At 72.8% G+C, this 18,523-nt stretch carries 18 protein-coding genes; 13 read left to right on the forward strand and 5 right to left on the reverse strand.

All coding sequences use genetic code 11. The features are described 5' to 3' along the window. Positions 1 to 2,610 precede the first annotated feature (2,610 nt). Both AB0K34_RS23120 and AB0K34_RS23125 read left to right on the forward strand, forming a co-directional pair. Complete coding sequence (locus tag AB0K34_RS23120) at positions 2,611 to 3,342, forward strand: MerR family transcriptional regulator (protein ID WP_138639750.1); 732 nt, start codon at positions 2,611 to 2,613, stop codon at positions 3,340 to 3,342. Continuing rightward, positions 3,336 to 4,175, forward strand: coding sequence for a hypothetical protein (locus AB0K34_RS23125; protein ID WP_364550771.1), 840 nt, complete (start codon positions 3,336 to 3,338; stop codon positions 4,173 to 4,175). Before AB0K34_RS23120 ends, AB0K34_RS23125 begins: the two co-directional genes overlap by 7 nt. A gap of 135 nt (positions 4,176 to 4,310) precedes the next feature. Here AB0K34_RS23125 and AB0K34_RS23130 read toward each other — a convergent pair whose 3' ends face one another. Then, positions 4,311 to 4,841, reverse strand: coding sequence for a helix-turn-helix domain-containing protein (locus AB0K34_RS23130; RefSeq protein ID WP_364550773.1), 531 nt, complete (start codon positions 4,839 to 4,841; stop codon positions 4,311 to 4,313). Positions 4,842 to 4,917: 76 nt separating this feature from the next. Here AB0K34_RS23130 and AB0K34_RS23135 point away from each other — a divergent pair, with 76 nt between their 5' ends. Then, on the forward strand, positions 4,918 to 5,715 hold the full coding sequence (locus tag AB0K34_RS23135; RefSeq protein WP_364550775.1) for an NAD(P)H-binding protein: 798 nt from the start codon (positions 4,918 to 4,920) through the stop codon (positions 5,713 to 5,715). Positions 5,716 to 5,869: 154 nt separating this feature from the next. Continuing rightward, complete coding sequence (locus AB0K34_RS23140; protein ID WP_364550777.1) at positions 5,870 to 6,244, forward strand: VOC family protein; 375 nt, start codon at positions 5,870 to 5,872, stop codon at positions 6,242 to 6,244. A gap of 90 nt (positions 6,245 to 6,334) precedes the next feature. Here the strand turns inward: AB0K34_RS23140 and aceE are convergent, their stop codons facing one another. Then, positions 6,335 to 9,115: a pyruvate dehydrogenase (acetyl-transferring), homodimeric type gene (gene aceE, locus AB0K34_RS23145; RefSeq protein ID WP_138639754.1), complete on the reverse strand. Its 2,781-nt coding sequence runs from the start codon at positions 9,113 to 9,115 to the stop codon at positions 6,335 to 6,337. A gap of 320 nt (positions 9,116 to 9,435) precedes the next feature. On the opposite strand from aceE, the gene AB0K34_RS23150 reads away from it, so the two are divergent. The 6 genes from AB0K34_RS23150 (at position 9,436) to AB0K34_RS23175 (ending at position 12,896) form a co-directional block, all read left to right on the forward strand. Further along, positions 9,436 to 9,633 carry a DUF1918 domain-containing protein gene (locus AB0K34_RS23150; protein WP_138639755.1) on the forward strand — a complete coding sequence of 66 codons (198 nt, stop codon included), beginning with the start codon at positions 9,436 to 9,438 and terminating at the stop codon, positions 9,631 to 9,633. Positions 9,634 to 9,706: 73 nt separating this feature from the next. Then, complete coding sequence (locus AB0K34_RS23155; RefSeq protein ID WP_138639756.1) at positions 9,707 to 10,114, forward strand: YjbQ family protein; 408 nt, start codon at positions 9,707 to 9,709, stop codon at positions 10,112 to 10,114. 191 nt (positions 10,115 to 10,305) lie between these two features. After that, positions 10,306 to 10,734 carry a DUF3052 domain-containing protein gene (locus AB0K34_RS23160; RefSeq protein WP_138639757.1) on the forward strand — a complete coding sequence of 143 codons (429 nt, stop codon included), beginning with the start codon at positions 10,306 to 10,308 and terminating at the stop codon, positions 10,732 to 10,734. A gap of 15 nt (positions 10,735 to 10,749) precedes the next feature. Next, entirely contained in the window at positions 10,750 to 11,271 is a 522-nt protein-coding gene (locus AB0K34_RS23165) for a peroxiredoxin (RefSeq protein ID WP_240808317.1), read from the forward strand. A gap of 70 nt (positions 11,272 to 11,341) precedes the next feature. Beyond that, complete coding sequence (locus AB0K34_RS23170) at positions 11,342 to 11,734, forward strand: hypothetical protein (RefSeq protein ID WP_138639758.1); 393 nt, start codon at positions 11,342 to 11,344, stop codon at positions 11,732 to 11,734. A gap of 103 nt (positions 11,735 to 11,837) precedes the next feature. Next, positions 11,838 to 12,896: an ion channel gene (locus AB0K34_RS23175; RefSeq protein WP_171069291.1), complete on the forward strand. Its 1,059-nt coding sequence runs from the start codon at positions 11,838 to 11,840 to the stop codon at positions 12,894 to 12,896. A gap of 144 nt (positions 12,897 to 13,040) precedes the next feature. On the opposite strand, the gene AB0K34_RS23180 is transcribed toward AB0K34_RS23175, so the two are convergent. Next, positions 13,041 to 13,991 (reverse strand): phosphoribulokinase, encoded by a 951-nt coding sequence (locus AB0K34_RS23180; RefSeq protein ID WP_138639762.1) that lies wholly within the window; start codon positions 13,989 to 13,991, stop codon positions 13,041 to 13,043. A gap of 192 nt (positions 13,992 to 14,183) precedes the next feature. Here AB0K34_RS23180 and AB0K34_RS23185 point away from each other — a divergent pair, with 192 nt between their 5' ends. Next, positions 14,184 to 14,840, forward strand: a complete 657-nt coding sequence (locus AB0K34_RS23185; RefSeq protein WP_364550781.1) for a response regulator transcription factor — start codon at positions 14,184 to 14,186, stop codon at positions 14,838 to 14,840. Further along, entirely contained in the window at positions 14,837 to 16,021 is a 1,185-nt protein-coding gene (locus tag AB0K34_RS23190) for a sensor histidine kinase (RefSeq protein ID WP_364550783.1), read from the forward strand. Before AB0K34_RS23185 ends, AB0K34_RS23190 begins: the two co-directional genes overlap by 4 nt. Here AB0K34_RS23190 and AB0K34_RS23195 read toward each other — a convergent pair. Next, positions 15,993 to 17,225, reverse strand: coding sequence for a saccharopine dehydrogenase NADP-binding domain-containing protein (locus AB0K34_RS23195; RefSeq protein WP_364550785.1), 1,233 nt, complete (start codon positions 17,223 to 17,225; stop codon positions 15,993 to 15,995). The two genes, AB0K34_RS23190 and AB0K34_RS23195, sit on opposite strands and share 29 nt — an antisense overlap. 122 nt (positions 17,226 to 17,347) lie before the next feature. Between AB0K34_RS23195 and AB0K34_RS23200 the strand changes: the two genes are divergently transcribed. Further along, a complete protein-coding gene (locus tag AB0K34_RS23200; protein WP_364550787.1) occupies positions 17,348 to 17,524 on the forward strand; it encodes a hypothetical protein in 177 nt (58 codons plus the stop codon). Here AB0K34_RS23200 and AB0K34_RS23205 read toward each other — a convergent pair. Next, on the reverse strand, positions 17,481 to 18,395 hold the full coding sequence (locus tag AB0K34_RS23205) for a LysR substrate-binding domain-containing protein (RefSeq protein WP_364550788.1): 915 nt from the start codon (positions 18,393 to 18,395) through the stop codon (positions 17,481 to 17,483). The genes AB0K34_RS23200 and AB0K34_RS23205 overlap by 44 nt on opposite strands. Between the last annotated feature and the right edge of the window lie 128 nt (positions 18,396 to 18,523).

An 18,523-nucleotide genomic window follows, 5' to 3' on the forward strand; every position in this document is an offset into this window, starting at 1 on the left:
CGCCTCGCTCTGATCACCCGCCTTCCTGGTCACAGGCCGCATGCTCACGCATCTACGCCCCAGGGCCGGCCGCCCTGTCAGCGTGGGTCTGGGCCCAACCTGGTCGCCTACCAATGCGGGCTCAAGGTTGCGTGGCCGCAGGCTCGCGTCTGCACCGACCGCTCCGCCCGCGCGGATCCGACGCCCCCCTTGCCTCGATCGCCCACCATCCGTGAAGGCTGAAGGTTGCGTGACAGCAGTCCGTCTACTGCTCCTCCCACGCAGGTCCAGTGGCCCCCTCGCGTGGGGCGTCCGCCGCCCTGGCTGCAGTCCGCCTGATCACGCACCCGCGCAGCCCAGCCCCAAACCCGCCCCTTGCCGCGGGTCTGGGGCTTGTGGGCCCGGCTTGGCCGCCTACCGCACACTCTCGAGGTCGTGTGACCACAGGCCGCGCTTGCACCGACCGCTCTACCCTCGCGGGTCCGGGGCGTCCGCCACCTTGGTTCAAGGCCGTGCACCCGCGCCCCGGACTCAGGCCCGGCTTGTCGGCACGGGCGCTGGGGTCGATGGGCTCAGCTTGGGTGCCTATCGCGCGGGCCGAAGGCTGCGTGACCGTAGGTGCGTGCCCATGCGGGCAGCTCCACCTATGAGGGGCCGGTGGCATCCTTGCCCCCAAGCGTCCGCCTTCCTGGCTCCAGGCTGCGTGACCGCACATCCGCGCCCCGGACCCGGGCCCGGCTCGTCGGCGCGTGCGCTGGTGGGCTCGGCTTAGTGCCTATCGTGCGCGCTGAAGGCTGTGTGACTGTAGGTTCGTGCCCGCGCCAGCCGTTCCACCGATGAGGGGCCGGTGGCATCCGCGCTCTGGGCGCCCGTCCGTCCTGGCTCCAGTCCGCATGATCACGCGTCCCAGCCACAGGCCGGCCGCCCTGCCGGTGCGGGTTAGGGTTTGGCGGGCCCGGTTTGGCTGCCTTCCGTACGGGCCGAAGGTTGCGTGACCGCAGGTTCGTGTCCGTGCTGATCGGACCATCCACGCGGGTCCGGCGGCACGCTCGCCCCGGCCGCCCACCACCTCGGCCCCGGACCGCAGTATCACGCACCCGCGCCTCGGCTCCAGGCCCCGTCAGTGAGTGGCGGGGTTTGTGGCCCGGCTTGGCCGTCTGCCGTGCGGGCTGAAGAGGTGCGTGACCACAGATCCATGCCCGCCTCGGCCGCTCCTCCTGCGCGGGCCTGATGACACCCTCGCCCGGGTGTCTGCGGCCTTGGTCCCAGGCCGCGTGATCAGGCATCCGCGCCCCGACCCCAGGCCCGTCCCATTGGCGCGGACGCTGGGGCCGGTGGCTCAGCCTGGCCGCCTATCGCGCGCTGAAGGCTGCGTGACAGCAGGGCTGTGCCCGCGCCAGCCGCTCCATCCGTGCGGGTCCGGTGGCATCCTCGCTTGGGGCGTCCGCCGCCCTGCCTCCAGTCCGCGCGATCACGCACCCGCGGCCCAAGCCTGGCCGACTGTCGGTGCGGGTTTGGGGTTCGTGGGCCCGGCTTGGCTGTCTTCCGTGCTTGAGTGACCGCAGGTTCGTGTTCGTGCCGATCGTTCCACCCACGCGTGTCCGGCGGCACGCTCGCCCCGGCCGCCCACCACCTTGGCTTGGGCCGTATGACCGCGCACCCACGCCCTGGCCCCAGGCCGGTCCCATGGGCGCTGGTCTGGGGTTTGTGGGCCTGGCCTGGCCCACCGTGCGGGCCAAAGGTTGCGTGACCGCAGGCCCGCGTCCGCATCGGCTGTTCCTCTCGCGTGGGGCGAGGCACCACTTTTTCCCAGGGCGCCCGTCACCTTGGCTCAGGCCGCATGACTGTGCCCCGCGCCCCGAACTCAGGGCCGTCCCATTGGCGAGGGTGTTGGAGGCGGTGGGTTCAGCCTGGCCGCTGGTGGGCGGGCTGAACCTTGAGTGACTGCAGGTCCGCGTCCGCATCGGCCGCTCCTCCCTCGCGGGCCTGGGGCACCCTTGCCCCGGGCGTCTGCCGTCCTGGTCCCAGGTCGCCTGATCGCGCATCCGCGCCCGGATCCAGGCCCGGCTCGTCGGCGTGGGCGCTGGGGATTGGTGGGCTCAGCCTGGCCGCTTATCGCGCGCGCTGAGGTGTCTGACTGCAGGTCCGGGCCCGCGTCGGCTGTCCTCCCTCGCAGGTCCGATGGCACCCTCGCCCCGGCGCCCGCTGTCCTGGCTCCGGTTCGCGTGATCACGCACCCGCGTCCCAGACCCAGGCTTGCCCGATTGGCGCAGGTTTGGGGTTTGTGGGCCCGGCTTGGCTGTCTACTGTGCGGGCTCAAGGTTGCGTGGCCGCAGGCCCGCGTCGGCGCTGGTCGCTGCGCCTACGCGGGGCCAATGGCGCCTCGCGCCTGGGCGTTCGCCGTCCTCGCTGTAGGCCGCGTGATCGGCAGGCGCCACAGCTAGCCGCTGAGGCGTCTCACCAACTCACCCAGCGACCCGAGAGCGCGCGCCGGGCCTGCCGACTACGTCGGAGAGCTCGGCTCTGGGCCCTGGTGCGCTGACCTGCGTCGGTGTGCTGAGGGCGGGCGGATCGCCGGGAGGGTGTCGGCGTGGTTGACCTTGACGTTGCGTCAACGTTTGTAATGGGGCCATGCGAATCGGTGAACTCGCCGCGCTGGTCGGAGTTTCGACCAGGACCGTGCGGCACTACCACCATCTCGGCCTGCTGCCGGAGCCTGAGCGGCTCGCCAACGGCTATCGGGAGTACCGGCTGCGGGACGCGGTGGCGCTCGCGCGGGTTCGGAGGCTCGTGGAGCTCGGGCTGGCGCTGGACGAGATTCGGGACGTCCTCGCCGATGAGCGCGGGCGTGACCTGCGGGAGGTGCTGCTCGAACTCGACGCCGACCTGGCGCGGCAGCAGGAGGCCATCGGGGCGCGGCGGGCCCGGCTCGCCGGGCTGCTGGAAGAGGCGGAGCTGCGGCCCGATTCGGCCGTCTCGCCCGAGATGGCGGACGTCCTGCGAGACCTGCCGCGAGGGTCGCGGTTCGCCGAGTTCGACCGGGAGCTGCTCGCGCTCGTCGACACGGCGGTCGGGGAAGGGGAGCGGGCCTGGTTCGCCGGGATGATGCGGTCCTTCACCGGTCCCGAGGCGCGCGAACGCATCGCCGGGACCTACGCGCGGCTGGATGAGATCGCGGACGCCCCGCCGGACGATCCGCGCGTCGCCGAGATCGCCGAGGACCTGGCCGACCAGATCCCGGAAGAGATGGCGGCGCTGATGGCGCGGCAACGGCTGGACGGCGCATGGCTGGAGGAGATGGCGCCCGCTCAGCGCGAGGTGTTCAAGCAACTGGTGACGATCCTGAAGGAGCGGACATGCTGAGGGTCGCCCGCGCTGCACTGTTCGTGGCGGCGCCTGCCGAGCTGGTCGTCCTGGTGTTGGCTGCGTCGGGTGTCCCGGTGCCCGGTCCGGTGGTCACGGTCGTGAAGGTGATCGTGGCGCTGATGCTTCTCTTGCAGCTTGTCGCCGCAGGCCAGTTGGTCGCCGAGGCGCGGCGGGACGGCGCCGACTGGCATGCGGCGTTCCGGAGCGTTGGACGCCTGGTGCCAGAGAGGCTGCGCAGGATCGTGGCGTTCGACGCGAAAGGCATGGTCAGCCTGGTGCTGCTCGTCGCGCGCCGGAGGCATGGGGTGCCGCAGGGCACGGTCGGCGTCCCGTATTCGGGTGCGCAGCTCGGCCTTCAGGCGGGGTTCCTCTTCGCGATGGTCGTCGAGGTCGTGGGCGTGGAGCTGCTGCTGCGGGCCATCGACGCTCCCGAGGGGTTGCGGGTGGCCTTCCTGGTGATCGATCTGTATTCGATCCTGATCGTGCTGGCGGTCATCGCGGCGTGCGTCACGCGGCCGCACGTGTTGTCGGACGAGGAACTGCGCATCCGGTACGGGGCGTTCTTCGACCTGAGCATCCCCCGCGCACAGATCTCCTCGCTGCGGATCGTCCGGAACTACAACGAGAGCGGCATGGTCAAGGTGCTGGACGACCGGCTCGCGGTGGCGGTGGCGTCCCAGACGAACGTGGTGGTCGAGTTGCGCGAGCCGATCCAGGTCGTCCGGCCTCTGGGGCGACGGGCCGACGTCCGGACGGTCCGCTTCTTCGCCGACGACCCGGCGCCGCTCATGGACGCTCGTCCGGCCGTCCCGGGACGAGCTGGGGGATGAGCAGGCGTGCGGCGGCTGCGGCGAGGGTGACCTGCGTCGTAGTCGCCGTCCGTGCCGAGGATGGCGGCGCCGATGACCCCGCTCAGCCGGTGGGTCTTGGTGACGCCCGCTGATCCGGCGGGTGGTCCGCCCCGGTCACCTACTGGGGTGGCCGGGGTGTCGCCGGTCTAGGCCGTCGAGCATGAGGGGCAGGAAGCGCTCCGGGATGATGCCCGGGTGGCAGGCGAACACGCTGAGCAACTCCATGAGGTCGTCGGTGCCGACGTCTGAACGCATCGCACCGTCCGCCTGCGCCTGCCGCACCAACTCGTCGACTCGCTGCACGAGCGACTGCCTCGCCTCCGGCGTGGACGTCCCGGCCAGCGCGGCCGCGATGGCGCCGCGACCCTTCTCCACGCTGTAGAGGACGAAGGCGCGAATGGCCGACCACGCGTCAGGTTCGGCCGCCACGGTGCGGTCGAGGTCGTCCATGAGCTCGTGGACGTACTGCTCCGCGAGGGCGGCGAGCAGCACCCCGCGGTCGGGAAAGCGGCGGTAGAGCGTGCCGACGCCGACGCCGGCGCGGCGGGCGATCAGCTCCATCGGCGCATCCGCGCCGCGCTCGGCCACCGCGTCGCGTGCGGCCTCCAGGATCTTGTCCCGGTTGCGGCGGGCATCGGCGCGCATCGGACTCCCTCGAACTGGACGGCAGGCTTCCGCTTAGTCTATAACCGGAATCCGACATTCCGCTTAGGGGGTTGCGATGATCGTGGTGACGGGTGCGACGGGCACGATCGGGCGTGCGCTGATCGAGGAGCTCGGCGGCGCGGCGCGAGCCGTGGTGCGGCGCGCGGAGCAGGGCGAGGAACTGGGCTGCGACTACGTGGTCGGCGACCTGGAGCGGCCGACGAGCATCCCGCTCGAACCGGGTGACAGGCTCTTTCTCAACAGTGGGCTGTGGCCGGGTTTCGTGCGCGCGCACAAGGCGGTCATCGACCACGCGAGGGCCGCGGACGTTGCGCAGGTGGTGACCGTCTCCGTGCGCGGCGTGTCGTCGGCGAGCCTGCTCGGGTTCGGCATGCACGGGCAGGTCGACGCGCATCTCAAGGCGTCGGGGGTGCCGTGGTCGATCCTGGCGCCGGTCGGCTTCATGCAGAACCTCGCGGGCGACGTCGACGAGGAGGGACGGATCTTCGGCTCGTACGGCAGAGGCAAGGTCGGCTACATCGACGCGCGCGACATCGCGGCGGTCGCGGCCGCGTTGCTCACGCGCCCCGTCGGGGCCGACGCCACGTACGAGCTCACCGGGCCGGTGGCGCCCACCCATGACGAGGTCGCCGCCGAACTCACCCGGGCATTCGGCCGGCCCGTGCGGTACGTGGACCTGACGGTCGAGGAGGCCGCCGCCCACCTGGAGAAGCGCGGCATGCCTGCCCAGGCGGCCCGTGACCTGGCCGAACTCATGTCGCAGATCGGCGACGGACGCTGGGCGAGCACCACCACGACCGTGGCCGACATCCTGGGTCGCGAACCCCGTTCGCTGCGAGAGTTCCTCGCATAGGGCTGTGCAGCGACGAGACCTGGGGGTTCCGGGCGGACGAGTGATCGCACCATCGTGTGGGCGCGGTTCCGTGCAGAATCCTTCCCGCAAACACCGACAGGGGGTTGTCGCAAGGCTCCGGGACGCTCGTGCCAGCGTTCGAAGGAGGAGATCGATGAGCGTTCCCGCGTTCAACACCGTCACGTGGTTCCAGGTCGGCAGCGACGCGCCGGAGGAGGCCCGCCGCTTCTACGGCGACATGTTCGGCTGGCAGTTCACGCTCGACCCGGACGCCGACGGCTACGACCTGGTCAGGTACCCGGGGGCCGACGCGCCGAGCGGCGGCATCTCGCATGAGCCGGACGCCTCCCGCAACCACGCGATGTTCCTGGTTCTGGTGGAGGACGTCGAGGCCGCCTGCGAGCAGACGGTGAAGTGCGGCGGCAAGGTCGCCATGCCCGCGCTGACCACGGTCAGCGGCCTGACGTTCGCCTACCTGCAGGACCCGTCCGGCAACACGTTCGGCGTCTTCACGCCCCCGGCCGGCTGATCTGGGAACGCGAAGGGCCCCGAGGCGAATCCTCGGGGCCCTTCCGGCGATTGCGGCCTACACCTCCGCAATCACCGTGTCACGCAGTGATCAGGCGTCTCCGCCGGTGTTGCTTTCGCGGCTGCCCACGCCGCCTGCGAAGACGTCGCTCACCTCGGCGTTGAGGCGGTAGCGCTCGATCGCCTGGGGGAGGGCCTCCGGTTTGATGTCGCCGTGCCTTGCCAGCCTCGTCAGGACCGCGAGGACGATCGACGCGGCGTCCACGTGGAAGAAGCGGCGGGCGGCGGCGCGGGTGTCGGAGAAGCCGAACCCGTCGGTGCCGAGGGACGTGAAGTCGCCGTGCACCCAGGGGGCGATCTGGTCGGGTACGGCGCGGGTGAAGTCCGATACCGCGACGATCGGCCCGGCGACGTTGTCGAGGGTGCGGGTGACGTACGGGACGCGCTGCTCGGCCTCGGGGTTGAGCAGGTTCCACTCGTCGCAGGCGCGGGCCTCGCGGGCCAGTTCGTTCCACGAGGTGGCCGACCACACGTCCGCGGCGACGCCCCAGTCCTCGGCGAGGAGGCGCTGGGCCTCCAGGGCCCACCGGCCGCCGACGCCCGACGCGAGGATGTTCGCGCGCGGCGCCTCGGCGTTGGCCGGCTCCGCCGCCCGGTAGCGGTAGAGGCCCTTGAGGAGGCCGTCGACGTCGAGGTCCTCCGGTTCGGCGGGCTGCTGGTACGGCTCGTTGTAGACGGTGAGGTAGTAGAAGACGTCCTCGCCGTTGGGGTGCTCGTCGGACGAGCCGTACATGCGGCGCAGGGCGTCCCGGACGATGTGGCCGAGTTCGAAGCCCCACGTCGGGTCGTAGTGGACGCAGGCGGGGTTCGACGCGGCGAGCAGCGGGGAGTGGCCGTCGGCGTGCTGGAGGCCCTCTCCGGTGAGCGTGGTGCGGCCGGCGGTGGCGCCGAGGAGGAACCCGCGGCCCATCTGGTCGCCGAACGCCCACATCTGGTCGCCGGTCCGCTGGAACCCGAACATCGAGTAGAAGATGTAGACGGGGATCATGTGCTCGCCGTGCGTGGCGTACGCGGTGCCCGCGGCGATGGTGGATGCCATCGACCCGGCCTCGCTGATGCCCTCGTGGAGCATCTGGCCGCTTTCGGCCTCCTTGTAGGAGAGGAGGAGCTTGCGGTCCACGGCCTCGTAGGTCTGCCCGTGCGGCGAGTAGATCTTGGACGTGGGGAACAGCGAGTCCATGCCGAACGTGCGGTACTCGTCCGGGGCGATCGGGACGAACCGGGCGCCGATGTTCTCGTCCTTGATCAGGTCCTTGAGCAGCCGGACGAACGCCATGGTGGTGGCGACGTTCTGCTTGCCGGAGCCCTTCTTCATCTCGCTGTAGACGGGGTCGCCCGGCAGCTTGAGCGGCTTGGCGCGGACGACGCGCTTCGGCAGGAAGCCGCCGAGCGCGGCGCGGCGCTCGCGCATGTACTGGATCTCGTCGGAGTCCTCGCCCGGGTGGTAGTAGGGCGGCAGCGGCTCCTCCAGCGCCGAGTCGGGGATGTCCAGGTAGAGCCGGTCCCGGAACTCCTTCAGCTCGGCCTTGGTGAGCTTCTTCATCTGGTGGGTGGCGTTGCGGGCCTCGAAGTCGGAGCCGAGCGTCCAGCCCTTGATCGTGTGCGCGAGGATCACGGTCGGCTGGCCGACGTGCTCGCGGGCCGCCTTGAACGCCGCGTACACCTTGCGGTAGTCGTGCCCGCCGCGCGACAGCTTGCGCAGCTCGTCGTCCGACAGGTGCTGGACGATCCGGCGCAGCCGCGGGTCGGCGCCGAAGAACTTCTCCCGGATGTACTCGCCGGACTCGACGCTGAACGTCTGGAACTGGCCGTCGGGCGTGGTGTTCATCTGGTTGACCAGCACGCCGTCGACGTCCTGCGCGAGCAGCGGGTCCCAGTCGCGGCCCCAGATGACCTTGATGACGTTCCAGCCGGCGCCGCGGAAGAACGACTCCAGCTCCTGGATGATCTTGCCGTTGCCGCGCACCGGGCCGTCGAGCTGCTGCAGGTTGCAGTTGACGACGAAGGTGAGGTTGTCGAGTTCCTCGCGGGCGGCGAGGCCGATGGCGCCGAGCGACTCCGGCTCGCCCATCTCGCCGTCGCCGAGGAACGCCCACACGTGCGAGCGGGACGTGTCCTTGATCTTGCGGTTGTAGAGGTAGCGGTTGAACCGCGCCTGGTACACCGAGTCGATCGCGGTCAGGCCCATGGACACCGTGGGGAACTCCCAGAAGTCCGGCATGAGCCGCGGGTGCGGGTAGGACGACAGGCCGCCGCCCGGGTGCGAGTGCTCCTGGCGGAAGCCGTCGAGCTTGTCCTCGGGGAGGCGCCCTTCGAGGAAGGCGCGGGCGTAGATGCCGGGGGCGGCGTGCCCCTGGATGAACACCTGGTCGCCGGACTCGCCGTGGTCCTTGCCGCGGAAGAAGTGGTTGAAGCCGACCTCGTAGAGGGAGGCGGCGGAGGCGTAGGTGGCGATGTGCCCGCCGACGCCGAGTTCGGGGCGGTTGGCGCGCGACACCATGATCGCGGCGTTCCACCGGATGTAGGCGCGGATGCGCCGTTCCACGTGCTCGTCGCCGGGGAACCAGGGTTCGTGCTCCGGCGGGATGGTGTTGATGAAGTCGGTGCTGCGCAGGCCGGGCACGCCGACCTGCAGCTCGCGGGCCCGCTCCAGGAGGCGGAGCATGACGTACCGCGCCCTGCCGCGGCCCTCGGTCTTGATGACCGTGTCCAGCGACTCCAGCCACTCCCGGGTTTCGTCCGGGTTGATGTCGGGCAGCTGGCTCGGCAGGCCGTCGCTGATGATCGAGAAGCGTTGACGTCCGGAAGCCACGGGGTCCCCTCTGTCCTTACCGTCTTTGCTGGTGAGACCCGTGGCCGCCGCTCGGGAGGCCACCGGTCCCCGGCAGACTGTCGGTCGCTCGTCTGGTGATCCCATCGTCGCCGTTCAGGACGGCTAACGCATCTCTACCCGCCGGTAACCATTTGCGCCGGTCAGCGGGGTGCCGTCCCGGGGACGGCGGCCCGATTTTGCGTGATTTATCGCGTCAGGGTGCGGGAAACGGGTGAGGCGGGGAACAACGCCAACAGGTGCCCGTCGCGGACCCGGCACGGCCCGCTCGGGCGGCGGGCGAACGAGCTTGGGGGAGAGCGATGTACGCACAGATCGGAGACCGGCTGCACGTCCACGGCAACGTCGTCGGGCAGCCCGACCGGATCGGTGAGATCGTCGAGGTGCGCGGCCGGGACGGCGGCCCGCCCTATCTGATCCGCTTCGACGACGGCCACACGCGCCTGGTGTACCCGGGGCCGGACGCCGTCGTCGAGCGGCGAGCGGAGGTGTTCCACTAGCGTCTCGGCCGGCCGGTGCGACACCGTGCGGCGCGGATGCGTCCGACGCCGCGGATCGGGTAGACACGGGGTCATGGAGAGCACCGTGGTCCGGGTGGCCACCGGTACGAGCGAGACCGTGCACGACATCACGGCCGAATGCGAGCGGTTCGCCGCGCAGCAGGGCGGCGACGGGCTGCTGCACGTCTTCGTCCCGCACGCGACCGCCGGCGTGGCGATCCTGGAGCTGGGCGCGGGCAGCGACGACGACCTGCTGGCCGCCCTGGGCGACCTGCTGCCGGCGGACGACCGCTGGCGGCACGCGCACGGTTCGCCGGGGCACGGGCGGTCGCACGTCATGCCCGCCCTCGTCCCGCCGTACGCGACCCTGCCGGTCGTGGGCGGACGGCTCGCGCTCGGCACCTGGCAGTCGGTCGCCGTCGTCGACCTCAACGTGGACAACCCCGACCGCCAGGTCCGCTTGTCCTTCCTGAAGGGATGAGAAGGTCGCCGGGAAACGGGGAATCGGGCCAATGAGGCGACCAAAAGCCCGGAAGACACTTGCGCTGGAGGCCCTCACTTGTGTGGACTGTCCCGCAAACACCGCACAGGTGCGGGCGGGCCACCCGTCCCGGGGGGCCGGAATCGAGAGTGCACGGCACCGTGCGGACTGACGACAATGGGAGGACTTTCGTGAGCGCGACCGCGGGTCAGGCGCAGTCTGAGCGCAGCCTGGCCGAACGGCTCGGCCTGAAGGCGGGCCAGGTGGTGCAGGAGATCGGCTTCGACGACGACGTCGACGAGGAGCTTCGTCGCTCCGTCGAAGAACTCACGGGGAACGAACTGGTCGACGAGGACTACGAGGACGTGGTCGACATCGTGCTGCTGTGGTGGCGCGAGGAGGACGGCGACCTGTTCGAGGGCCTGACCGACGCGATGGTCCCGCTCACGAGCGGCGGCAACATCTGGCTCCTGACGCCCAAGGCGGGCCGGGACGGCCACGTGGAGCCGAGCGACATCGGCGAGGCCGCGCAGACGGCCGGGCTCTCGCAGACCAGCAGCGTCAGCGCCGCCAAGGAGTGGTCAGGCACGCGGCTGGTCGCGCCCAAGGTCCGCAAGTAGGCGGGGCGGTAGGACTTGTCGGTCAACGCGGACGGCACGGGCACGAGCCCGGGCGCCGTCGACGTGGGCGGTGTGGACGTGGGCGCCGAGGCGCCCGACTTCGAGCTGGCGGACCAGCACGGCACGCCGGTTCGGCTGTCGGGCTTCCGCGGCGAGAAGAACGTCGTCCTCGTGTTCTATCCGCTGGCGTTCAGCGGGGTGTGCACGGGGGAGCTGACCCGGCTCAGGGACGAGTTCAGGGACGCGGGCGACGGCGCCGGCGGTAGCGGCGCGCAGCTGCTGGCCGTCTCGGTCGACTCGATGTTCGCCCTGCGCGCCTGGTCGGACCAGGAGGGCTTCTGGTTCCCGCTGCTGTCGGACTTCTGGCCGCACGGCGGCACGGCGCGGCGCTACGGCGTCTTCGACGAGGCCAAGGGCCTGGCGCTGCGCGGCACCTTCATCATCGACACCGAGGGCGTGGTCCGGTGGCGGGTCGTGAACGCGATCCCGGACGCGCGCGACATCGACGAGTACCGCGAGGCGCTCGCCGGGCTCTGAGCAGACGGACCGGTCCCGGCCCGGCCGAGCGGGCCTGGCCGGAACCGGTCCCGGCACCCCTGGAGGTGTGATGCCCTGCTACCGCTGCGGGGCGCGGCAGACCGACCCCGTGCGCGGCGCGAGCCCGTGGAAGCGCGGTGTCAAGGCGGAGCGCCAGGTGCTGGTCTGCCCGAGCTGCCAGGCGGGCCGCGACTGGGCGGACGACCTGGACCGCTGCTCGGCGTGCGGGTCGGCGGCCCTGGTGTGCCGGCTCGGCGAGGTCGAGTGCCGCGACTGCGGGCACACCCGTCCCGCCGTCCGGGACGAGCCCGGGGACGCCGGCCTGGTGCGCTCCGGTGCCGACCTCGCGGGCGGTGCCGGCGGGCCGGGCGGTGCCGGTGCCGAGAGGCCGTCCGACGGCGGCCTGTCGGAGGAGGTTGCGGCGGCCCTGTCGCGCGTCCTGAAACGGGGCCCGGCGGTCTGACCTGGCGGCGCCGGGGCGGATGGCCGCGTCCGGTCGTCGGCACGCCCGGACTGTGACCGGTTTGCGCTTGACGTGGGGATTTGTCCGCTGCCACGCTGCGCGGATGCCGATCGTGCTCATGCGCCTGGTCACGCGGATCACCGGGCGGAGCTGGCGGGCGCCCGCGCTGGTGCTGCTCGCGGCGTTCCTGCTGGGCTGGCTGCTCATCGCGGTGTTCGAGGAGCCCGGCGCCGACATCAAGAAGCCGCACGAGTACCTCTGGTACTTCCTGGTCAGCGGCACCACCACCGGCTACGGGGACCTGGCCCCGGCCACCGCGGGCGGCCGGATCGGCGGCGTGATCATCATCGTCGCCGGGCTCACCGCGGGGCTCGTGATGTTCGCCGAGCTGACGCTCTGGATGGGGAAGGGCAGGACGATGCGGGCCAACGGCCAGGCGCGGCTGCACAAGCGCGACCATGTGGCGGTCATCGGCTACGAGCGCGAGGCGATGCGCGCGATCACCGGCCAGCTGCGCGCCGACCCCGCGTACGCCAAGACGCCGGTCGTCGTGCTGTTCTGGCCGGAGGAGCTGGCGGGCGAGAACCCCGACCCCGACCTCTACGACGTGGTCGCCAACGACGGCACCGCATACGAGCGGGCGTGCCTGGAGAAGGCCCGCACCGTGCTCGTGGTCGGCCGGTCCGACGACGAGACCGTCCGCGTCATGCTCGGCGTGTCGGCCTACCTGCGGCGGCACGGGGAGCCGCCCGTCCACCTGCTGGCCGGGCTGCGCGACGGCGGCCGCCGCGCCGAGATCACCGAGGCGCTGAACCTGGTCAGCGCCGACATCGAGCCGGTCGACATCGACGACCCGGCGGTGGTGGCGGACGCGATCCGCAACCCCGGCGTCGCCGCGATCCACCACAACCTCGCCAGCACGCTCGACTCCGACGGCACCCTCTACCGGGTGGACGTCCCCGAGGACGCCGGCGAGTGGTCCCGCGTGGACGTGGCGATCTTCCTGCTGCGGCGGGGCAGCACGCTGCTCGCGGTCGGCGAGTCGCACCGCCCCAATGCCCGGTTCCGGCTCACGGCCGAGCCGGACGAGCGGATCCGCGGCGGCCAGTCGCTCGCGGTCGTCGCGCCCGACCGCCCGGTCATTCCCTGGGCGGAGATCTGACGAGTGCCGGGAGGGCGCCCTGCGCGCCCGCTCGGGCGCCCTCCCGGCGGCCGCCTGCGCGCGGCCCGGGGCACAGGTCCGAAGCCCCGGGGCCTCCCCGCGCGCACGCGGAGCCTTCAGCCCGCCGTCCGCCGCCGCGCCACGCTACGCGGCCTGGCGGTGGTCGGCGTCGAGCAGGTGGTAGAGCAGCAGGAGCTGGGTGATCGCGAGCGGGTCGCTGGTCCCGGTGTCGCCGAGGCGGCCGAGCGCGTCCGGGTCGGGGAGCGCGGTGCCCGCGCGCGGCCCGAGCCGCTCCCAGATGGCCTTCTTGACGACCTGCGACTCCTCCGGCGAGACGTAGCCGTGGACGTGCAGGGCGTCGACGGGGCGGCCGTCGGTGTCGCGGTGCAGCCGCAGGTGCAGGGCGGTCTCGGTGTCGCCGGCGCCGCCGTCCAGGACGTCCGCCAGCTCCGGGTGGTCGATCGTCGGGCGCAGCAGCAGCTCGGCGGACAGCGGGGTGCCGGGCGGGTCGAGGCGCCCGGCGACGGGCGCGAACCGGACGACGATGTCGGCGTGCTTGCGCTGCGGACGGATGTAGGCGGCGCTCTCCGGCTCGCGGCGGGCCAGTTCGGCCATGACCTGCTCGGGGCTGTAGCCGCGCTTCTCGCAGTCGCGGCGGACCTTCCAGGAGTGGCGCAGGGGCTCGGGGGGGTCCAGGTAGACGGTGATGTCGAAGCAGGCCCGCGCCATCCGGGTGTGCAGCGGCAGCAGGCCCTCGACGATCACGAAGTCGCGGGGCTCGACCAGTTCCGGCCGGACGAGCTCGCCCGTGGAGTGGTCGTAGACCGGCTTGAGGATCGGCTCGCCCATCGACAGCAGCTGGAGGTGCTGCTCCATGACGTCGATGTGGTTGCAGTCGGGGTGCAGCGCCGTGAACGGCTTGCCGGCCCGTTCGGCGCGGTCGTAGCGGTGGTAGTCGTCCACGCAGACCGCGGTCATCCGGTCGGCCCCGAGACACTGCACAAGCCCCCTGGTCAGCGTCGTCTTGCCCGCCGCGCTGTCGCCCGCGATCGCGAGCATGACGGGGCGGCGGCCCGCTCCGCGCGCCCGGAGCATATGCACGATCCGATGGGGCACCTGGCTCCTCCGTCCTGCGGAATTCAGTTTTCGTACAGGAGAGTACGGGGCGGGGCGGGCGCGCGCGTCCCCCAATCAGGTGAGGCCGGGGGTGAAACGCCGGAGGGTGCCTCCGCGCGGGCCTCCGCGGGGGGCTACTGATGAGTAGCTTCCGGTTGTTATCGTGCCGGGATGACTGTCCCCGTACGCGTCGTCCTGGTCGACGACCACGAGATGATCCTCGCCGGGCTGCAGGCCATGCTGGCCGGTTTCGCCGGCCGGGTGCGCGTCGTCGGGCAGGCGGGGACGGGGGACGAGGCGGCCCGGCTGGTGACCGCGCTGCGCCCCGACGTCGTCCTGCTGGACGTGCGGCTCGGCCCGGAGAGCGGCCTCGACCTGTGCCGGCTGATCACCGGCCGCGTCCCGGAGGCGCGGGTGGTGTTCCTGTCGGTCTACGACGACGAGCAGTACGTCTTCGAGGCGCTGCGCGCCGGGGCCGGCGGCTACCTCCTCAAGCGGGTGGACGGCCCCGAGCTGGTGCGGCGGCTGGAGGAGGTCGCGCGGGGCGAGACGGTGATCGACCCGACGCTCGCCGGGCGGATGGCGGTCACCGCCGCCCGGCTGACCCGCGGCGAGTTCTGGCCGGGCGCCAACCGCGGCCTCACCCAGCGCGAGAGCGAGGTGCTGTCGCTGCTGGTCGGCGGCCTGTCGAACAAGGCGATCGCGGCGCGGCTGGTGCTCAGCGAGGAGACCGTGAAGAGCCACCTGCGCGCCCTCTACCGCAAGCTGGAGGTGACCGACCGGTCGGCGGCGATCGCGGTCGCGCTGCGCGAGGGCCTGTTCCGGTGACGTCGCCGCTGGAGCTGCTCGCCGCGCGCGGCACCGACATGCTCGTCCGTGTCGTCGCGGCGGCCTGCTCCGACCGCGAGCTGCCCCGGATGGCCGACGAGCTGGCCTGCCTGGTGGTGCGGTCGGCGCGCGCGCTGACGTTCTGCGACGTGTACGTCCTCGACGAGGAGGAGCGCGCCCTCGAATGGGCGGGCCCGCCCGTCCCGCTGGGGGAGGGCGACGCGGGCTGGGTCGCCGCCCACGGGCGGGTGCGACCGCACGCCGACGGGCGCGGCGCCGCGATCCCCGTGCCCGGCGACGGCCGCGTGATCGCGGTCGTGGACGTCCGGTCCGCCGGGCCCGTGCCGCCCGAGGACCTCGCGCTCGCCACCGCGCTCGCCGGGCTGTTCGCGCCGGTGCTGTCGTCCTGCCGCCGGCTGCGCAGCGCCCGCGAGCGCGAGCACGCGGCGGAGCGGTTCGCCGAGCGGGCCGTCGAGGCGCAGGAGGCGGAGCGGTCCCGGCTCAGCCGGGAGATCCACGACGGCCTCGCGCAGCGCCTCGCCAGCCTCGGCTTCCACCTGTCGGCCGCCGAGCGGGCGCTGCCCGAGCACCACCCGGAGGGGCTGGCGCAGATCATGATGGCGCGGCGGCTGTGCGAGCTGGCCGCGGCCGAGACCCGCGCGGCGATCGGCGGGCTGCGGCCGCCCGTGCTGGACGACCTCGGCCTGTCGGCGGCGCTCGCCACCCTCGCCCGGGAGGCCGGCGACGGCCCCGGTCCGTCCGGCGCGCTCGACGTCACGGTGACCGTCGAGGGCGAGCTCGAGGACGAACTGCCCGATCACATTCAGACCGCGCTGTACCGGATCGCGCAGGAGGCCGTCGGGAACGCGCTGCGGCACGCGTCCGCGAGCTGCGTCGACCTGCTGCTGGAGCACTCCGCCGACCGCGTCCGGCTGCGGGTCGCCGACGACGGGACGGGGTTCTCCGTCCGGGACGTGTTCGCGCAGGGCCTCGTCAAAGGGGTGCGCCCGGACTGCTACGGGCTGCGCGGCATGCGCGAGCGGGCCGAGCTGCTCGGCGGGCGGGTCGCGGTCACGAGCAGGCCGGGCGCCGGGACGATCGTCGAGGCCGTCATCCCGATCCCCGGCCGGCGCGGGGCCACCGGCCGCGGGGTCACCGCTCGTCCAGCACCCGGAAGGTGATGCCGGCCTTGACGAGCCGCCCGATCAGCGCGTCCCCCATCGCCGTGGCCGTGGTGACCTGCCCGGACGTCGCGGGCAGGTCGTCGTGCGCCAGGCACAGCGCGGACTCGGCGAGCATCTTGGCCGTCTCGCCGTAGCCGGGGTCGCCGCCCGCGACCTCGGTGACCACGCGCCGCCCGCCGCCCTCGCCGGCGAACTTCACGCTGAACCAGTTGCGGGCGCGGCGCTCCGCCGACGGCCCCTCGCCGGGCGTCGCGAAGCGGAGCAGCGCCCGCCGGGCCGGGGGCACCGAGGCGGCGGCGGCCAGGCCGCCGAAGCCCGCCGCGATCCCGGCGGCCGTCGCCAGGTGCCGGACCGCGAGGTAGTGGCCGTAGGAGAAGTCGGGGCCGTAGCGGTCGAGCGCCGCCGCCGACCGGGTGACGATCTGCGGGTCGATGGTGGGCAGCGGCAGCGTCCAGCCGTCCCCGACGCGGGCCTTCGGCGCGGGGGAGCGCGAGATCCGCACCCGGCGCCCGGCGGGCGGCTCCTCCACCCGGCGCCGCTCGCGCTCGGCGCGCAGCATCCCGGCCGGGTCGCCGAAGATGCCGATCGCCGAGTGCAGGGTGCCGCCGGACGCCGCCCCCTGGAGCCGCAGGAAGCCCTCGACGTGCAGCGGGACGCCCTCGGGGAGCTGCTTGACCGTGAAGTAGGCGCCGAGGTCGTGCGGGATCGAGTCGAACCCGCAGGCGTGGACGATGCGCGCACCGCTGTCCACCGCCTGCTGGTGGTACTTCACGTACATGCGGTCGACGAATGTGGGCTCGCCGGTGAGGTCGACATAGTCGGTTCCGGCGCGCGCGCACGCCGCGACCAGGGGCTCGCCGTACTTGACGTAGGGGCCGACCGTGGTGATGACGACCTGCGCCGCGTCCGCGACGGCCTCGATCGAGGCGGCGTCGGCGGTGTCGGCGTGGAGCAGGTCCAACTCGGCGCACGCCAGGTCGATCTTCGTCAGCCGGTCGCGGACCGCCTCCAGCTTGGCCCGGTTGCGTCCGGCGAGGGCCCAGCGCGTCCCCGGCCGCGCGGTGGCGGCCAGATACTCGGCGGTGAGCCCGCCGGTGAAGCCGGTGGCGCCGAACAGGACGATGTCGTACGAGCGAGCAGGGTGGGACGGGCGAGCGGAGTCGGACGGGCGAGCGGAGTCGTTCGGGCGGTCGGCGGTCATGATGGCCCCTCTCAGTTCCGAATCCGATTCTGTCCCGTTGGCGGGCGCCCATGTGGCGCGGACGGCCATTGTGAGCGACCGCACTCCTCTAGGGTTGCTCCGGTGAGCCGGATGGTGGTGTCGTGACCGCGCTGGCCGTGGCGATGGACGTCGTCGCCGCAGGCTTCCTGGCGTGCTTCGTCTACCTGCTGACGCAGGCCGGGGCGGCCCGGGGCAACGAGGGCGGGCGCCCGGTCGCGATGGTGCTGATCTCGATCAGCCTGTGCCTGCTGTCGGTGCCGCTGTGGGCGCTGCCCTAGCGGGGCCGGCGGGCCTCCAACCGGGCGCGTCCAGCAGATGCCGGACGAACAGCATCGTCGTCGGGGTCGGCGCCGCGCCCGCGACGGCGTGCCAGGGCCGGTCGAGCGGCATCCCCGGCGCGCCGACCACCGCCAGGCGGCCGGCGTCCAGCTCCGCGCCGACCGCGTCCCGCGACACGAGCGCGACCCCCAGCCCGGCCGCCGCGCCCGCGATGACCGCGCCGTTCGAGCCCAGCACCAGCCGCGGCGGCGCCACCTCGCGCTCGGCCAGGTACGCCTCCGCCGTTGCCCGCGTCCCCGAGCCGGGCTCGCGCATCACCCAGGGCGTGCGGGCCAGCACGAAACCGGCGGCGACGTCCGGCGCGCCGACCACGACCAGCTCGTTCGGGCGCCGGGCCAGCACCGTCGCCGCCGCCTCGGCGGGCGGGCGGCCCGCCAGCACCAGATCGGCCTCGTGCGCGGCGAGGCTGCTCCACACCTGGCGGCGCGACCCGACCTCCAGCGCCAGCTCCACGTCCGGCCAGCGCGCCCGGAACGAGGCGAGCAGCGCCGGAAGCAGCTCGTCGGCGGCCGTCGTCACCGCCGCCAGCCGCAGCGGCCCCCGGCCCGGGTCGGCCGCGCCGCGCGCCGCCGCCCGGCCCTCCTCCAGCAGCCCGAGCACCTGCCGCGCGTACCCGGCGTAGACGGCCCCGGCGGGCGTCAGCCGCACCCCCCGGCCCTCCTTGCGGACGAGCGGCACGCCGAGATCGCGGGTCAGCGCGGCGACCGCCGCCGACACCGCCGACTCGGTCACGTACAGCCGCCGCGCCGCCGCCCGCACCGACCCGGTGTCGGCGACCGCGACGAGGCTCCGCAGCCGCGCCTCCGTCACCCTCAGACCTCCTGACTCCGGCGAAGTGGGCCGGGGGTGTGGGGGGGCGTCCCCCTCGGACGTGCTCGTTCAAGTGAATGCTTGATGGTCACCGTAGAACACTTGATGGACATTGCAAGTGTCGGCCG

This window comes from Actinomadura sp. NPDC049382 (assembly GCF_040677125.1).
Lineage (GTDB): Bacteria > Actinomycetota > Actinomycetes > Streptosporangiales > Streptosporangiaceae > Spirillospora > Spirillospora geliboluensis.